The sequence below is a fragment of the Microbulbifer sp. MKSA007 genome, assembly GCA_032615215.1.
In the GTDB taxonomy this organism is placed as follows: Bacteria; Pseudomonadota; Gammaproteobacteria; order Pseudomonadales; family Cellvibrionaceae; genus Microbulbifer.
The window spans coordinates 133,027-148,933 of the sequence record CP128433.1; the positions used below are offsets into that span (position 1 = coordinate 133,027).

The window sequence follows — 15,907 nt, forward strand, 5'->3', positions numbered from 1 at the left end:
AAACCCCGCAGGGCCTCGCGGGATACCCTGTGGAAAACCGATTTATACCGCTTTTTTGCGCTTCAGCAGCCCGCGCTTTTTCAACTGGATCAACAGCAGGGATATGGATGCGGGCGTCACGCCCGGTATTCGCGAGGCCCGCGCCAGGGTATCTGGGCGGGTCTCTCCCAGCTTTTGCTTAACCTCATTGGACAGACCAGAAATATCGCTGTAGTCGAAGTCCGCCGGGATCGGGGTATCTTCGTAGGCCTGCAAACGCTCAATTTCCTCGCGCTGGCGATCGATATAACCGGCGTACTTGGCCGAAATTTCCACCTGTTCGGCAACCTGCTCGTCGGTTACCGCTTCCCCTTTGAGGCCCGCCACATCCTGATAGCCCAGTTCCGGACGGCGCAACAGGTCCATCAGGCTATATTCCCGCGCCAATGGCTGCGGCAATTTGGTTTCTACAGAGGCGGCCTGGGGCGTCTTTGGGTGCACCCAGGTATCTTGTAGTCGCTGGGTCTCCCGAGCGATCTCCTCGCGCTTTTCACTGAACGCTGCCCAGCGGGTATCGTCGACCAGGCCCAATTCGCGACCTTTTTCGGTCAGGCGCAGGTCAGCATTGTCCTCACGGAGCAGCAAGCGATATTCCGCGCGGCTGGTAAACATGCGGTAGGGCTCTTTAGTGCCGCTGGTGATCAAATCATCCACAAGCACGCCCAGGTAGGCTTCATCCCGACGCGGGGCCCAGGCTTCGCGCTCCTGGGCCTGTAGGGCGGCATTGGCGCCAGCCAGGAGTCCCTGGGCAGCCGCTTCCTCGTAGCCGGTGGTGCCATTGATCTGGCCGGCAAAGTAGAGCCCCTGGATAAATTTGGTTTGCAGGGACGGCAAAAGGTCGCGCGGGTCGAAGAAATCGTACTCAATTGCATAGCCAGGGCGGGTGATATGCGCCTTTTCAAAGCCTTTGATGGAGTGCACCAGCTCAATCTGTACATCGAAGGGCAGGCTGGTGGAAATACCATTGGGGTACAGCTCGTTGGTGGTCAACCCTTCAGGCTCGATAAACACCTGGTGGCTATCTTTGTCCGCAAAGCGGTGCACCTTGTCCTCGATGGAGGGACAGTAGCGCGGGCCAATCCCTTCAATCACGCCGGAATACATGGGCGAGCGATCGAGCCCCCCTGGATAATTTCATGGGTGCGGGCATTGGTGTGGGTAATCCAGCAGCAGACCTGGCGCGGGTGCTGATCGCGGCTGCCCAAATAGGACATCACCGGTGTGGGGCTATCTCCCCACTGTTCCTCCAGCTCGCTGAAATCTACCGAGCGGGCATCAATACGGGGAGGGGTGCCAGTTTTGAGGCGATCGACGCGGAAAGGCAGTTCGCGCAGACGATCTGCAAGGGCAATCGAGGGCGGGTCTCCAGCGCGGCCGCCGGCGTGGTTATCCAAGCCGATATGTATACGCCCACCGAGGAAAGTCCCGGCGGTCAGTACCACTGTCTTGGCGCGAAAGCGCACCCCCGCATTGGTGACAACGCCCACAACCTGTTCACCTTCGACAATCAGGTCATCCGCCGCTTGTTGGAAGATCTCCAGGTTTTCCTGTGCTTCCAGGATTGAACGGATAGCGGCGCGATACAGGGCTCTATCGGCCTGGGCACGAGTTGCCCTTACTGCGGGGCCTTTGCGGGCATTGAGGACCCGGAACTGAATTCCGCCCAAGTCTGTTGCCGTTGCCATAGCGCCACCGAGGGCATCGACTTCCTTCACGAGATGACTCTTGCCGATACCGCCGATCGCCGGGTTGCAGGACATTTGTCCAAGGGTCTCGATATTGTGGGTCAGCAGCAGAGTGGAAGCTCCCATACGTGCCGCTGCCAGTGAGGCTTCGGTACCTGCGTGGCCTCCGCCGATCACGATCACATCATAGGTCTTAGGGAATTCCATAGTGGCTGCTACTGGTTACAACTGGGGGCGCACATTTTATAGGCAGTAGGTGTGAGTCAGCAATTGGCTACAAGCATATTCCTGCACTCTAGTTGGTAGACGCTTGTAAAGCTGTAAAAACTGAGACTATCCAGTTCCATGCTATTGGGACTCTCTCTCCAATGAAACTTTCTAGAGCTAGCTTTAGAGCAAATTATTTTTTGGCTCTCTTAAGTTTATATAAATGAATATATGTATTTCTTAGAGAGAGGTTTTTGATTTAGTTGTTTTTATTAGTGTCCGGCAAATCATGTATAAGCAAAAAAAAGTCTTATAAATCAAAAGGTTACACTGATGAAAACATGGGCAATAACCCCTTGGCTGAAGGGGGAGCAACCCCGGTAGACGATTGTGGAAAGCCGGGACAACTTTGCGCGCCTCGTGCTGGCGGGAAAGTTATCATCATAGCATTCGTTGCTTACGCAGGTGTTTATCCCCTTTTTTACTCACACCTGGCAATTTCAGGTTTTAGCTTGTGCGTAGAGGGTGATAAGACTTGGGGGTTAATTGTGCGTAAGAGTGAATATTGTATAAGTCTGTGAGTTTTGTTGCTGTATCTATGTGATTTATAGGTGATTGAAGCAAGTGAAAAGATATCCACGGGAAATCCCCGTGGACATGTATAACTCGATCGGCGCCATATCTTATTTTGCAGAGTTTTTTGCCAGATTTTTTCGCGAATCTATTTAATAAGATCGGGAAAAATTGGGGATTTAATTTACCCGCCCTGAAAGTCGGGGTTAAGCCTGTGTAAAAGAAGTGAGAAATATGTTGGGAAGCTGGAAGTAGAGAAGCGGGGGAGGATAAAGTAGCCTCCCCCTTGGGATAACTTGGAAGTTGGGATGGGGCGTTTACTTACCGATACAAAAACTGCCGAAGATCTTGCCGAGTAATTCATCGGCACTGACGGTGCCAGTAATTTCTCCCAGAGCCTGCTGGGCTTGGCGTAAGTCTTCGGCGAGCAGTTCGCCTGCACCGCTAGTGTGAAGTTGCCGCTGGCCCTGATGTATAAAAGCTTGTGCCCGGCCCAGTGCGTCCAGGTGTCGGCGCCTGGCACTGAATGTTCCCTCTCCAGCGCCGCTGAAACCAATACTCTGTTTTAAATGTTCTTTTAACGCATCGAGCCCGGCACCTGTTTTTGCACTGATGGCAATCACTGGCACGCCTTCAGTGTGTGCCTGAAGGCCAGCGCTGTAGTCGGTGAGGTCAATCTTATTCAGTACTAATGTCAGTTTGTTGAGATCTTTTAGCTGACTGGTAAATTCTGGCCAAACTTGTGTGGGGTCCAGGGAGTGGAGCTGCTCTGCATCCATGACAAGAAGTACCCTATCTGCGCCGTGGATTTCCTCCCAGGCGCGTTCGATACCAATTTGCTCGACTCTATCCGGGGCATCCCTTAATCCCGCAGTATCGGCAAACTGGAGGGGCATACCGTCGATATGAATATTTTCGCGCAGGATATCCCGAGTGGTACCGGCGATATCGGTGACAATAGCGGCGTCGTGTCCGGCCAGTGTGTTGAGCAGGCTGGATTTCCCTGCATTGGGGCGTCCTGCGATAGCAACTCGCATTCCTTCGCGCATTATCGCGCCCTGACGCGCCTGGGTTTCCACACCCACCATTTGTGCCTGTAGGGTTTCTATATCAGCTGCCACTTTGCCATCGGCGAGGAAGTCGATTTCCTCTTCGGGGAAATCAATGGCGGCCTCCACGTAGATACGCAGATGGGTAAGGTTTTCCACCAAGTCTTCGATTTTCTCGGAAAACGCGCCCTGCAGTGAACGCATGGCATTACGCGCTGCCTGGGCACTGCCGGCGTCGATTAAATCGGCGATCGCTTCGGCCTGAGTTAAATCCATTTTGTCGTTGAGGAAAGCCCTCTCGGAAAATTCTCCGGGTCGGGCTTGTCGAGCGCCCAACTCGATAGTTGCTTGAAGTAACTGATCGAGAATCACTGGGCCGCCGTGTCCCTGGAGTTCCACCACATCCTCCCCGGTAAAGGAGTTGGGGGCGGGGAAAAAGAGCGCCAATCCCTGATCGATTAACTGCTCTTTGTGGGTAAAGTTCCGGTAGTGGGCAGAACGGGGCTGGAGGGAATTTTCCCCGCAGATTTGTTGGGCAATTTGCAGGGCTCTTGCGCCCGACAGTCGGATAACGCCGATGCCGCCGCGCCCGGGCGCGGTGGCAACAGCGGCAATAGTGTCGCGATTGAGGCTTTCTTGTATCATCGGCTGAGTTTACTCGACAGAACGGAAAAGGGCCGCATTAGCGGCCCTTGTTTATTGTGTTGCTGCAGATCGGTACTGGTTAGTACTTACCGGCATCCACCTGTTTATTGATATACCAGGTTTGCGCAATGGTAATCAGGTTGTTGGCGATCCAGTACAGAACCAGACCCGCTGGGAACCACAGGAAGAACACTGTCATCATTACCGGCATCAGCTGCATGATGCGGGCTTGGGTTGGATCGGTGGGAGCCGGGTTAAGCTTTTGCATAAACCACATAGACAGGCCCATCAGTACCGGCAGGATAAAGTAGGGGTCCTTCGCTGACAGATCGTGAATCCAGAAGATCCAGGGCGCGTGGCGCAGCTCAACGGTTTCGGTGAGCATCCAGTAGAGCGCGATAAATACCGGCATCTGCAACAGGATCGGCAGGCAGCCACCCATCGGATTGATCTTCTCGCGGCGGTAGAGCTTCATGGTCTCTTCCGCCAGCTTTTGCCGGTTATCCTTGTACTGTTCCTGCAGCTTTTTCATCTGCGGCGCAAACTTGCGCATACGCGCCATGGATTTGGTGCCAGCGGCGGACAGAGGCAAAAGCAGCGTCTTGATAAATACGGTGAGCAGGATAATCGCCCAGCCCCAGTTGCTGACAATATGTTCCTGGATAAAGTGCAGAACACCGAACAGCGGTTTGGCGATCCACCAGAGCCAGCCGTAATCGACGGTCAGGTCGAGGCCGGGAGAGATTTCTTCCAGACGGTAGACATCTTTGGGGCCAGCGTAGAAAGAAGCGCTCAGCTCGCCTTGGGTGGCAGCGGGGATTTGCACTTGAGGTGCGGTAAAACCCATGCGGAAGAGGCCGTTGGATAGCTCCTTCAATTCAAAAGTATTGCGCTCGTCCTGGGGGGGATCCAGGCACTGATAAAGTAGTGCTGAACCATAGCTACCCAACCACCTTCGATGGTTTCGCGGGTGGGGCTTTCAGCAATCTCCTCGAAGTCCTGCTTGAAGTAGTTCTTTTCGTTGGTGCGGATGGCAGCGCCGAGGAAAGGCGACATACCGAAACCGGTGTCGGTTGCGGGTTCACTGGCATCGCGCTTAATCTGACCAAACATGGCCGCGGACCAGGGTTTGTCACTGGTGTTATCCACCAGGTAGGCCACTTGGATCAGGTAGTCTCCACGCTTGAAGGTGAAGCGCTTGGTGATATTGGCGCCTTCCTGTTGCAGAGTCAGGTCTACTATCAGGGTATCGTCGCCCTCAACCATCGCATATTCGGTTTTTGCCACCTTGAAAACCGGGCGGCCAGCGGCGCTGTCGGTCCCGTTTTTACCGATAAGACCACTCTGGGCAATATAAGTATGGTTGCGGGTCTGGTTCAACAGGATCAGGGGTTGGTCCGGGGTATCCAACTTCTCTTGCTGTTTGCGCAGCGCCACTTTGACGATATCGCCGCCACGAGGATTGATGAGCAGATCAAAAACGTCGGTGGTGACACTGATCAGCTTGCTCTCAGTACTGCTGCCTTCATTGGATGCGGGCACCTGGGAGCGAAGTTGGGGAACATCACTGTCGCCGGTGCTTGCGGGTGTTTCGGGGGTATTTGGCTGACAGTCTCGCCGCCAGTCTGCACGACGGTTTCGCGGTCGAGTTCAGGAGTGTGTTGCTCTTGAAATGCGTTCCACTGGAAGATAAGTGCCAGGAGAACCGCGAGAATTCCGCCGAGCAGCGTATAGCGTTGCCAATCCATCTTATTACCTAGAGCGTGTTCTTGTGTCTGGTGGGGGGAACCGGGTCCAATCCACCAGGGTGCCAGGGGTGGCATTTTATAAGGCGGCGCAGAGTTAAATAACCCCCTTTTATCGCTCCATGAGTTTCAATGGCCTCTTCAGAGTACCGGGAGCAGGTGGGGTAGAAGCGACATTGGTTGCCTACCCAGGGGCTGGCCAGGTAGCGGTATACATGGATCAGCTTGATCAGTATCCACTTCATGGTCGGGGTTGCGGCTGTCGAGCCCGCTTGGCCAGTTTACGCCAGAGTTTATTCAGTAGTTTCGCCAACTCGGCCTTATCCAGATCTGCGACCCCAGGGCGCGCGAGCACCACGGCATCCAGCGGCGGCAAATCGTATTGCTGCAGACGGAAGGTTTCCCGGGTTATACGCTTGATTTGGTTGCGGTCGGAGGCGTTGCGTACATGCTTTTTAGCAATAACGAGACCGAGACGCGGGTGTTCCAAGGAGTTTGGACGGGCGAGGATCAACAGATGAGGGTGTGCGGCGCGCACCTGGTTTTCATTGAATACCAAGCGATACTGCGCCGCATTGAGCAGGCGCAGCGTCTTGGCAAATCCGAAGCTGCTGCGCACCTGCTGCATAAAGAGATATCTCTAAAAGGGAAGAGATCTTATGCAGACAGTACTTTGCGGCCTTTAGCGCGACGGCGGGCCAGAATCTTACGGCCGTTTTTGGTTGCCATGCGAGCGCGGAAACCGTGAGTGCGCTTGCGCTTCAAGTTGCTTGGTTGAAATGTGCGTTTCATAGTCTTGCTACCTGAGACTTTGTGTTCAAAATTTCTCGGGACCTTTCCCGGCTGCGGCCTGGACTCCGGTCCGGCACAAAGCCGGTGCAGACGGAGCTACGCGCTGCGAAGGCCGCGGATTGTATAGAAAGCCAGCAGCGAAAGCAACGCGCTAATCAGGGAAATTCTTTTTATTGGTGCGCGAGTTTACTGTAATTTTTTACGCCAACTAGACAAGTCGTTGAGTCATCAGGGGTATCTCTGAATGCCCACTGATTGACCCCAAGATACCCACAGCCTCCTGTGGATAACTTTCGAAGGGTTTCCACCTCAATTGTCTAATTGTTGTGCAAATCCTTGATTGTGTGGATCTTTTTGCGCAGTTTTTTCAACAGATGCAGTCTTTCTTGTGGATAACCTAAAGGTGGAAAGGTATACTGCGCCGATCTTATTTGATGGCCCCGGGTGATTCCTAATCCGGCCTTGCCGTCTCTCCTTGGTCTTACCATTTTGGGGTTTTTTGGGGGGTTTCTTGACTGAATCCGTATGGAAGCAGTGCGCGAGCTGTTTACAGGACGAGCTGCCGTCTCAGCAGTTCAATACCTGGATCAGACCGTTGCGCGTCAATCCCGTCAGTGCGGAGGGCGAGTTGCGCCTGATCGCACCGAACCGCTTTGTGCTGGACTGGGTTGGCAATAAATTCCTGAACCGCATTCGCGAGTTGGTGCAACAGTTTGCACCGGGACGCCCTCTGCAAGTGGCGCTCGAGATTACCGCTCGCCGGCCGGCTCGCTTCCAGCGCGGCCATGTAACAAATAATGCCCCTCCGACACCGGTACCGACACCCGCGCCATCGGCGCCAATTCCGCCACCACCTCCAGTCCAGCCGGCAGTAGTACCGCCACAGGTATCTGTACCACCTGTTGCCACTGCGCCACCTCCGGTGACTTCACCGCTGGGGTCTGGGTTTGGTGCCAGCAGGCCGGTGCCTCACCCCGCGATGGCTGAGGAGGTTACTGCCGAGCAAATGACGACAGGCGAACTGGCCCTGACAGATCTGCGACCAACGGCTATGAATGGGATGGCTCGCCCCGTACCGGAGCAGCCGGCCAGGCAGGTTGAGGTGGAGGGGGCCATCAAGCACGGTAGCTCACTCAATCGCAACTTTACTTTCAAATCCTTTGTTGAAGGTAAGTCCAACCAGCTGGGCCTCGCTGCGGCACAACAGATTTCTGACAATCCGGGCGGCGCCTACAATCCCCTCTTTATATATGGGGGCGTGGGTCTGGGGAAAACTCACTTGATGCACGCGGTTGGCAACGCACTGCTGGAGCGCAACCCCAATGCTAAGGTGGTGTATTTGCACTCCGAGCGCTTTGTTGCAGATATGGTGAAAGCGCTACAGCTGAATGCCATCAGCGACTTTAAGCGCTATTACCGGTCTGTTGACGCCCTTTTGATTGATGATATCCAGTTTTTTGCCGGTAAGGAGCGCTCTCAGGAGGAGTTTTTCCATACCTTCAATGCCCTGCTGGAGGGTGGTCAACAGATTATCCTAACCTGTGATCGCTATCCGAAAGAGATCGACGGCTTGGAAGAGCGCTTGAAATCCCGCTTTGGCTGGGGATTAACGGTGGCTGTAGAGCCTCCGGAGCTCGAGACCCGGGTAGCTATTTTGATGAAGAAGGCTGAGCAGGTGGGTGTGGATTTACCTCACGACTCCGCTTTCTTTATTGCGCAGCGTATTCGCTCCAATGTGCGGGAGCTCGAGGGTGCACTGCGCCGCGTAATTGCCAATTCGCAATTTACCGGCCGCGCTATTGACGATGTCCTTGTGCGCGAAGCACTAAAAGACCTGTTGGCCCTACAGGATCGACTGGTCAGTGTGGATAATATCCAGCGGGTTGTCGCTGAATACTACAAAATTAAGGTGGCGGATTTGCTCTCCAAGCGGCGCAGTCGCTCGGTGGCCCGTCCCCGCCAAGTCGCTATGTCCCTGGCCAAGGAGCTGACCAATCACAGCTTGCCGGAGATCGGCGATGCCTTCGGTGGTCGCGACCACACAACAGTACTGCATGCCTGCCGCAAAATACGTGAGTTGCAGGAGTCCGACGCGGATATTCGCGAGGACGTTAAATTGCTGACACGGTCGCTGACCACTTAATCGAATAACTGACAAAACAAGGCGAAACTACCGATGAAATTCAATGTGAGCCGGGACGCCCTTCTGAAGCCGTTACAACTGGTGGCCGGTGTTGTTGAGAAACGCCAAACACTGCCAGTCCTGGCCAATGTGTTGATGCAGTTACAGGGCCAGGAACTCTCCCTGACCGGTACTGACCTGGAAGTGGAAATTGTCGGCCGTCTCGGTGTAGACGGTGTAGAAATGGAAGGTGAGGTGACCGTTCCCGCACGCAAGCTGCTGGATATCTGTCGCTCTCTGCCCGATGGTGCTGAACTAAAGTTTGAGCGCGATGGTGAGCGCCTGATACTGCGCAGTGGCCGCAGCCGTTTTCAGCTGTCGACTCTGCCCGCAGCGGACTTCCCGAACCAGGAAGAGGCCAGTGCACAGACCCGTTTCGATATCTCCCAGCGCGAGATCCGCCGCCTGATAGAAGCCACTAGTTTTGCTATGGCTCAGCAGGATGTGCGCTATTACCTGAATGGTTTGCTGCTTGAATGCCGCCCGCAGCAGCTGCGTGCGGTTGCTACTGATGGCCACCGCTTGGCACTCTGCGATCGCGATGCCCCCGGCCTGGATGTCTCCACGCCTATCCAGGCTATTGTGCCGCGCAAAGGCGTACTCGAGCTGGGTCGTTTGCTTGAGGACAGCGATGCACAGGCACAGGTGGTGCTGGGTAACAACCATATTCGTGTGGTTAGTGGTCAGTTTACTTTCACCTCTAAATTGGTAGACGGAAAATTCCCTGACTATGAGCGCGTGTTGCCGCGAGGCGCGGGCAATGTGGTTTATGCGGATCGCCAGGGATTGCGCCAGGCCTTCTCCCGAGCGGCGATTCTCTCCAACGAGAAATACCGCGGGGTGCGCCTTCAGGTTTCTGAGGGGCTGCTGCAGATTGTTGCCAACAACCCGGAGCAAGAAGAGGCGGAAGAGCAGATGATGGTGGATTACGTAGGTGAGCCAATGGAGATTGGTTTTAACGTTTCCTATCTGCTGGACGTCACTGGTGCTATTCACAGTGACCAGATCCGTATCAGTCTGGCGGATGCCAACAGCAGTGCTCTGCTGCAGCAACCTGAAGAAGGTGATGCTCTGTACGTGATTATGCCTATGCGCCTGTAAGGCAGCCCACCCATTGCTCTTTTTTGAATGGATTGAGGCTACCTCCCCGCTCGGTGGGGTAGCCGATAAACAAACCGATGCCTGTGCATCGCGCTCTTCACTCTGGGGGAGGTGTCTGTGGCGCTGACCCGTCTTCTCTTGTCTAATTTTCGAAATATCTGCTCTGCCGATCTCAAACTGGGTCCTGGCGTTAATGTGTTTTGTGGTGCGAATGGCAGTGGTAAGACTTCACTGCTAGAGGCGGTACATATGCTGGCAACCGGTCGTTCCTTTCGCTCTCGTCAGCATAAGTCAGTTATTCAGCATGATACTGGTGGGCTTACAGTTTTTGCCCAGCTCGATACAGGTTTTAACTTGGGGGTAGAGCGCCTCGCCGATGGCTCGGGCAGAATCAAGGTTAACCAGGCTCCTGCTGAATCCAGCTCACAGCTTGCTAGTTGCCTGCCACTTCAATTGATAAACAGTGAAAGTTTTTCCGCACTTGATGGTGGCCCCGGCGTTCGACGCCGGTTGCTGGATTGGACAGTGTTCCACGTGGAACATTTATTTGCCCAGGAGTGGAAAAATTATCAAATCGCATTGCGGCAGCGAAATGCTCTCCTGCGTCGTGGTAAAATCGATGAGGCCAGCATCGGCGTATGGGAAGAGCAGTTGGCCCTTAGTGGCGAGCGTGTAAACGATCTGCGATTAGCTCAGTTTTCTCAATTGCAGTCTGCCGTTTCACAACTGCTTGGTGAGTTACCACAGAGCCTATTGAGCCGTGTCGATATGAGTTACCGTCGCGGTTGGCGTAAAGAAGTTGACCTGCGTGGCGCTCTATCTGAATCACGGGAATCAGATGTTTCACAGGGGCATACGCGTATTGGTCCCCATAGGGCGGATATTCGTTTTAGCGTAGCCGGTGAGTCGGCTCACAATATCCTATCTCGCGGCCAACAGAAGATGTTGGTGTGTGCAATGCGCACTGCCATGGCGGAGGTAGTCTGTAGGCTGGGGGATATGCCAGTATTCCTGGTAGATGACTTGCCGGCAGAGCTGGATGACAGTAACCAACAGATTTTTGCGCATTGGGTTGGGCGTTGTGCCAGCCAGGTGCTTGTAACCGGAATTGAGGAGGGCACTACAAGTCGCCCCTGGCGGCAACTAGATGCCCCTTGGAATTGCCCGAAAGTGTTCCACGTGGAACATGGGAAGATCAGTGCCGAAGCTTCGGCCGCACAATAAGTTTAATGGAGCGAATAAATGTCAGAGCAGCAAAGCTATGACTCAAGCAGTATCAAGGTATTAAAAGGCCTGGATGCGGTGCGCAAGCGCCCCGGAATGTATATTGGTGATACCGACGATGGCACCGGTCTGCACCACATGGTATTCGAGGTGGTCGACAACTCCATCGATGAAGCGCTGGCCGGCCACTGTGATGAGATCCGTGTAACCATCCACCCGGATGAGTCCATTTCCGTCTCGGACAATGGCCGTGGTATCCCAACAGAGATTCACCCGGAAGAGGGGGTCTCTGCAGCAGAAGTGATTATGACCGTCCTTCACGCGGGTGGTAAATTTGATGACAACACCTACAAGGTCTCCGGCGGTCTGCACGGGGTAGGGGTATCGGTGGTAAATGCTCTGTCCAAGGAGCTGAAGCTGATTATCCGTCGCGGTGACAAGATCCACGAGCAGATCTACCACCACGGTGTGCCCCAGGCACCCCTGGAAGTCGTGGGTGACAGCGATACCACCGGCACCACGGTGCACTTCAAACCCTCAGAGGACACCTTCAGCAATATCGAATTCCATTTCGACGTGCTGGCCAAGCGCCTGCGCGAGCTGTCCTTCTTGAACTCCGGTGTGCGTATTGTCTTGAAGGACGAGCGCAGTGGTAAAGAAGAGGTCTATGAATACGAAGGTGGTTTGAGTGCCTTTGTGGAGTTCCTCAACCAGAACAAAACCCCGATTAACAAGGTTCTGCACTTCCAGAGCCAGCGTGAAGACGGCATTGCAGTAGAGGTGGCATTACAGTGGAACGATAGCTTCCAGGAAAGCATCTTCTGCTACACCAACAATATTCCCCAACGCGACGGCGGTACCCACCTGGCGGGCTTTCGTGCAGCCCTGACCCGTGGCCTGAACAGCTATATCGAGCGGGAAGGCCTGGGCAAGAAAGACAAGGTGAACACCACTGGCGATGACGCCAGGGAAGGTCTCACCGCGATTATCTCTGTGAAGGTCCCGGACCCGAAATTCTCCTCCCAGACCAAGGACAAGCTGGTTTCATCCGAAGTGAAACCCGCAGTAGAGCAGGAGATGGGCCACCACTTCACAGACTACCTGATGGAGAACCCACAGGAAGCCAAATCTGTCGTCACCAAGATGATCGATGCGGCCAAAGCCCGTGAGGCGGCCCGCAAGGCCCGCGAAATGACTCGCCGCAAGGGAGCGCTGGATATTGCCGGCCTGCCCGGAAAACTGGCAGATTGCCAGCAAAAAGACCCGGCACTATCTGAAATTTACCTGGTGGAGGGTGACTCCGCCGGTGGTTCTGCCAAGCAGGGCCGCGATCGCCGCACCCAGGCGATCCTGCCGCTGAAGGGTAAGATCCTCAATGTGGAAAAAGCGCGCTTCGACAAGATGCTCTCAAGTGCCGAAGTGGGTACCCTGATTACCGCACTGGGCTGTGGCATCGGCAAGAGCGAGTTTAACCCGGACAAGCTGCGTTACCACAGTATCATCATCATGACCGATGCTGACGTAGATGGAGCCCATATTCGCACCCTGTTGCTCACCTTCTTCTTCCGTCAGATGCCTGAGCTGATCGAGCGGGGTCACATCTACATCGCCCAGCCGCCGCTGTACAAGATCTCCAAGGGCAAACAGGAACAGTACCTGAAGGATGAGGGCGCTCTAACCCAGTTCCTCACCAACGCCGCCCTGGAAGGCGCCACGCTGTTTGTGAACCCGGACGCCCCAGGGCTTTCTGGTGCCTCCCTGGAGAGCCTGGTAGGCGAATACCGCAGCGTACTGGCGACAATCGACCGCCTGTCGCGTCTGTACCCCGAGGAAGTGCTGCGCAGCATGATCTACCTGCCCAGCTTGTCTCAGGAAGACCTGCAGTCCCAGGAGAAAGTTGCAGCTTGGAGTGAGAAGCTCCAGGAGAAACTCGGTGACGAAGAAAGTGGTGGAACCCGTCGTCACGAAGTGACGGTTCAGGAGAACACCGAGCGCGGCCTATTCCTGCCCCATATCCATATCGTGGCTCACGGTGTTGGCAGTGACTACCTGATTAACCACGAGTTTTTCGATTCCGCTGAGTACGCGTCTATCTGCGCTCTGGGTGAGAAGATGGTGGGTCTGTTGGAAGAGGGTGCCTTTATCCAGCGCGGCGAGAAGCAGCACCCTGTTGGCAGCTTCCCTGAAGTGATGGACTGGCTGATGGGCGAGAGCCGCAGAGGCTACGGTATCCAGCGCTATAAAGGTCTGGGAGAAATGAACCCGGAGCAGCTTTGGGAAACCACCATGGACCCGGAGAGTCGCCGTATGCTGCAGGTAACCGTTGAAGATGCCATTGCCGCGGACCAGATCTTTACAACTCTGATGGGTGATCAGGTAGAGCCACGCCGTGACTTTATCGAGACCAACGCCTTGGCAGTAGAAAACCTCGACGTCTAATTGCCATTTTTCTGAAAATCCCACAGTAATTCCCCAAAAGGGGAATTACTGTGGATATTTTTTCCGCTTAAAAATAACTTGCGACAAATTCGGTCTTTTTTCCCCCTATCAAAAGCGTCACGCCGATTGGGCACCTACCCTTCCTTTAAAGCTTAAAATTACTGACAAACCATTAAAGTAAACAGTAAAATTTTTAGTAAATTCTGGCCAAGCAATAATTTTGTTGTATTTTTAAAAAGAAAAAAATTTTAGGTAACCTTTCTACTTATCTATTTCTACGAAAAAATAAAACTAAACGGACCATAAGGCTTATGGGGAACCTAATCTCTTCTATTCTCGGCGATGCTCGTCGTTTGATAGTTACTAGTGGTGTGATTGCACTGGCTTTATACGGTTGCACAAGCACGCAGAAATTAGTGAATTCCGAATGGTATGAGATCGAAACCGAGCATTTTCGGATCGTTACCAATGACAACCCCAAGCAAGTTGAAAAGCTGGCAATAGACTTGGAACGATTTCGAATTTTCGCAAAACGATACATCAGGTATTCAGCAGATCAACAAAAGTTGACGATATACGCCCTGGATGATCGGCTCAGCTTTAAAGGAGTCAGCGGTAGTGAGTCGTCTAGAACTGTCATTGGACAATTCCATAATACTGCGTATGGGAGTTTTGCATTATTAAACCTAAACGGAAATCGCGTCCTTCCTGACAACCCGGCTCGCCAGACGTTGTTTCATGAATATACGCATTTTTTGACCTACAGCGGAAGCCAGCACCTCTACCCCTACTGGTTTAGTGAAGGTATTGCTGAAGTGTTTTCCACGGTAGATTTTGAGGAAAATAAAAAGTACAGCTTCGGAAAAATACCTGTTGATCGAGCGATTAGTCTTACTCGAGCGAGAGAGTTACCACTGGATAAGCTGCTTTCAGCCACTCCTGGTTCGCTGAATTCAAGGGATACCGAGGCACTTTATGCCAGTGGATGGATGTTAGCTCACTGGATGATTTTCGATAAAGGTAGAAATAAAGCCTTAAATAACTATTTGGAGGCTTTCAACGCCGGCGATGATCCAATTGCGGGCCTACCTGAAGCTCTGGGAATGACTTTTGACGAGCTCAATGAGCAGTATAAGAAATTGCCGAAAAGTCATTTCAATTATTATGAGGGAGAATTTTCCGATAATGGTATCGTTAAGTCCCCCACCGTTAACCTGATGGAAAGTAGTACCGCAGTCGCAGAACTGGCCTACTTTATGGCAATTTCAGAGCAGGGATCCGAAGCACTAGAGAGATATATTGCCTATGCAGATAAAAAGCAGGCTTCTAGCCCATCGTTAAAGTCCGCACTGGCCATTGCCTTGACAGGTGAAGAAAACTATTCCCGCGCTGAGGAAGTCTTGAACTCTATTCCGGCGCAGTACCAGGGAGAAACCTGGTATCTTGAAGCCCAGGCAAAAAATGATTTATCGGCAGCCTTGGCGGAGGAGGGACACCCCAGTCCCAGAAACATGAAACGTATCCGGGATAAATATGTTCAATTGGTAAATGCCAATGGGGAAGTACCGGCGTACTGGCATGAACTGGCGATCACAATGCAAGTTTTGGGGTATCCCCGCCAGAAGTATACGGAAATGTTGGAGCAGGCGTATCTACGCGCACCGAGAGAAACAGGAATTGCTTGGTGGTATGTGCTGGAGCTTTACCTGGACCGAGATAAAGATCTTTTCGCAAAAGTCTCCCAACCGCTATTCATGCAAATTGCAGAAGAGGGCTCGCGGGCACAGTTGCAGTCGATGCTGGATGAGTTGGAGGAGGAAGAGGGATTGGAGTTCGAGCCTGAGATCAGTGGTTTGGGCCAACTAATGTCAACTTACAGGAAGTACTCAGGAAACAAGGCCCTGGCAATGGCTGTGGACTATCGTGGCGCATTTGTGGCCGGTTTTAACGAAGATGGTGGAAGCACCCAAGCTGAGGCGAGTCAAAGTGCTCTTCAGGCCTGTGAGGAACAGCGAAAGCAGTACCAGATAAGGGATCGCTGTGAACTCTACGCGGAAGGTGAAGTATTGGTGAATTCAACTACGAGGATGTAATTATCCAGTGGGCGTTAGGTAAGGCGCAAAGTAGGCTGTAATAGAGCTTGCTTTGCGACAATATTAAGCTTGGTGATGAGAGTGGATGAGCCGATTACCCCATTACCAAGTATCCACTCTGACAATCAGCTCC

Annotated in this window: 12 protein-coding genes and 1 pseudogene; 5 read left to right on the forward strand and 8 right to left on the reverse strand. The window is 53.4% G+C overall.

The annotated features are described in order from the left end of the window. Positions 1-42: 42 nt before the first annotated feature. From mnmG to rpmH, 8 genes and pseudogenes are all read right to left on the reverse strand, one after another. Positions 43-1,931: pseudogene (gene mnmG / locus QT397_03190) on the reverse strand (tRNA uridine-5-carboxymethylaminomethyl(34) synthesis enzyme MnmG). A gap of 890 nt (positions 1,932-2,821) precedes the next feature. Continuing rightward, complete coding sequence (gene mnmE / locus QT397_03195; protein WNZ56384.1) at positions 2,822-4,198, reverse strand: tRNA uridine-5-carboxymethylaminomethyl(34) synthesis GTPase MnmE; 1,377 nt, start codon at positions 4,196-4,198, stop codon at positions 2,822-2,824. A gap of 79 nt (positions 4,199-4,277) precedes the next feature. After that, positions 4,278-5,147 carry a membrane protein insertase YidC gene (gene yidC / locus QT397_03200; GenBank protein ID WNZ56385.1) on the reverse strand — a complete coding sequence of 290 codons (870 nt, stop codon included), beginning with the start codon at positions 5,145-5,147 and terminating at the stop codon, positions 4,278-4,280. Beyond that, positions 5,072-5,740 (reverse strand): membrane protein insertase YidC, encoded by a 669-nt coding sequence (gene yidC, locus QT397_03205; GenBank protein ID WNZ56386.1) that lies wholly within the window; start codon positions 5,738-5,740, stop codon positions 5,072-5,074. Before yidC (QT397_03205) ends, yidC (QT397_03200) begins: the two co-directional genes overlap by 76 nt. Continuing rightward, positions 5,698-6,021, reverse strand: coding sequence for a hypothetical protein (locus tag QT397_03210; GenBank protein ID WNZ58617.1), 324 nt, complete (start codon positions 6,019-6,021; stop codon positions 5,698-5,700). The genes yidC (QT397_03205) and QT397_03210 overlap by 43 nt, the downstream gene beginning before the upstream one ends. Continuing rightward, on the reverse strand, positions 5,955-6,188 hold the full coding sequence (gene yidD, locus QT397_03215) for a membrane protein insertion efficiency factor YidD (protein WNZ56387.1): 234 nt from the start codon (positions 6,186-6,188) through the stop codon (positions 5,955-5,957). The genes QT397_03210 and yidD overlap by 67 nt, the downstream gene beginning before the upstream one ends. Then, complete coding sequence (gene rnpA / locus QT397_03220; GenBank protein ID WNZ56388.1) at positions 6,185-6,571, reverse strand: ribonuclease P protein component; 387 nt, start codon at positions 6,569-6,571, stop codon at positions 6,185-6,187. Before rnpA ends, yidD begins: the two co-directional genes overlap by 4 nt. A 29-nt stretch (positions 6,572-6,600) precedes the next feature. Next, positions 6,601-6,735 (reverse strand): 50S ribosomal protein L34, encoded by a 135-nt coding sequence (gene rpmH / locus QT397_03225; GenBank protein ID WNZ56389.1) that lies wholly within the window; start codon positions 6,733-6,735, stop codon positions 6,601-6,603. A 511-nt stretch (positions 6,736-7,246) separates the two neighbouring features. Here rpmH and dnaA point away from each other — a divergent pair. The 5 genes from dnaA (at position 7,247) to QT397_03250 (ending at position 15,774) form a co-directional block, all read left to right on the forward strand. Beyond that, positions 7,247-8,878 (forward strand): chromosomal replication initiator protein DnaA, encoded by a 1,632-nt coding sequence (dnaA, locus tag QT397_03230; GenBank protein WNZ56390.1) that lies wholly within the window; start codon positions 7,247-7,249, stop codon positions 8,876-8,878. A 33-nt stretch (positions 8,879-8,911) separates the two neighbouring features. Continuing rightward, positions 8,912-10,018 carry a DNA polymerase III subunit beta gene (gene dnaN / locus QT397_03235; GenBank protein ID WNZ56391.1) on the forward strand — a complete coding sequence of 369 codons (1,107 nt, stop codon included), beginning with the start codon at positions 8,912-8,914 and terminating at the stop codon, positions 10,016-10,018. A gap of 117 nt (positions 10,019-10,135) precedes the next feature. Further along, complete coding sequence (gene recF, locus QT397_03240) at positions 10,136-11,242, forward strand: DNA replication/repair protein RecF (GenBank protein ID WNZ56392.1); 1,107 nt, start codon at positions 10,136-10,138, stop codon at positions 11,240-11,242. 18 nt (positions 11,243-11,260) lie between these two features. Further along, positions 11,261-13,681 (forward strand): DNA topoisomerase (ATP-hydrolyzing) subunit B, encoded by a 2,421-nt coding sequence (gene gyrB / locus QT397_03245; protein ID WNZ56393.1) that lies wholly within the window; start codon positions 11,261-11,263, stop codon positions 13,679-13,681. Positions 13,682-13,992: 311 nt separating this feature from the next. Beyond that, positions 13,993-15,774, forward strand: a complete 1,782-nt coding sequence (locus QT397_03250) for a hypothetical protein (GenBank protein WNZ56394.1) — start codon at positions 13,993-13,995, stop codon at positions 15,772-15,774. Positions 15,775-15,907: the final 133 nt, after the last annotated feature.

Bases quoted from the DNA above. Each gene is read 5' to 3' on its own strand.
- mnmE (WNZ56384.1), bottom strand. From the start codon at position 4,198: ATGATACAAGAAAGCCTCAATCGCGACACTATTGCCGCTGTTGCCACC.
- QT397_03210 (WNZ58617.1), bottom strand. From the start codon at position 6,021: ATGCCACCCCTGGCACCCTGGTGGATTGGACCCGGTTCCCCCCACCAG.
- yidD (WNZ56387.1), bottom strand. From the start codon at position 6,188: ATGAAGTGGATACTGATCAAGCTGATCCATGTATACCGCTACCTGGCC.
- rnpA (WNZ56388.1), bottom strand. From the start codon at position 6,571: ATGCAGCAGGTGCGCAGCAGCTTCGGATTTGCCAAGACGCTGCGCCTG.
- rpmH (WNZ56389.1), bottom strand. From the start codon at position 6,735: ATGAAACGCACATTTCAACCAAGCAACTTGAAGCGCAAGCGCACTCAC.
- dnaN (WNZ56391.1), top strand. From the start codon at position 8,912: ATGAAATTCAATGTGAGCCGGGACGCCCTTCTGAAGCCGTTACAACTG.
- gyrB (WNZ56393.1), top strand. From the start codon at position 11,261: ATGTCAGAGCAGCAAAGCTATGACTCAAGCAGTATCAAGGTATTAAAA.
- QT397_03250 (WNZ56394.1), top strand. From the start codon at position 13,993: ATGGGGAACCTAATCTCTTCTATTCTCGGCGATGCTCGTCGTTTGATA.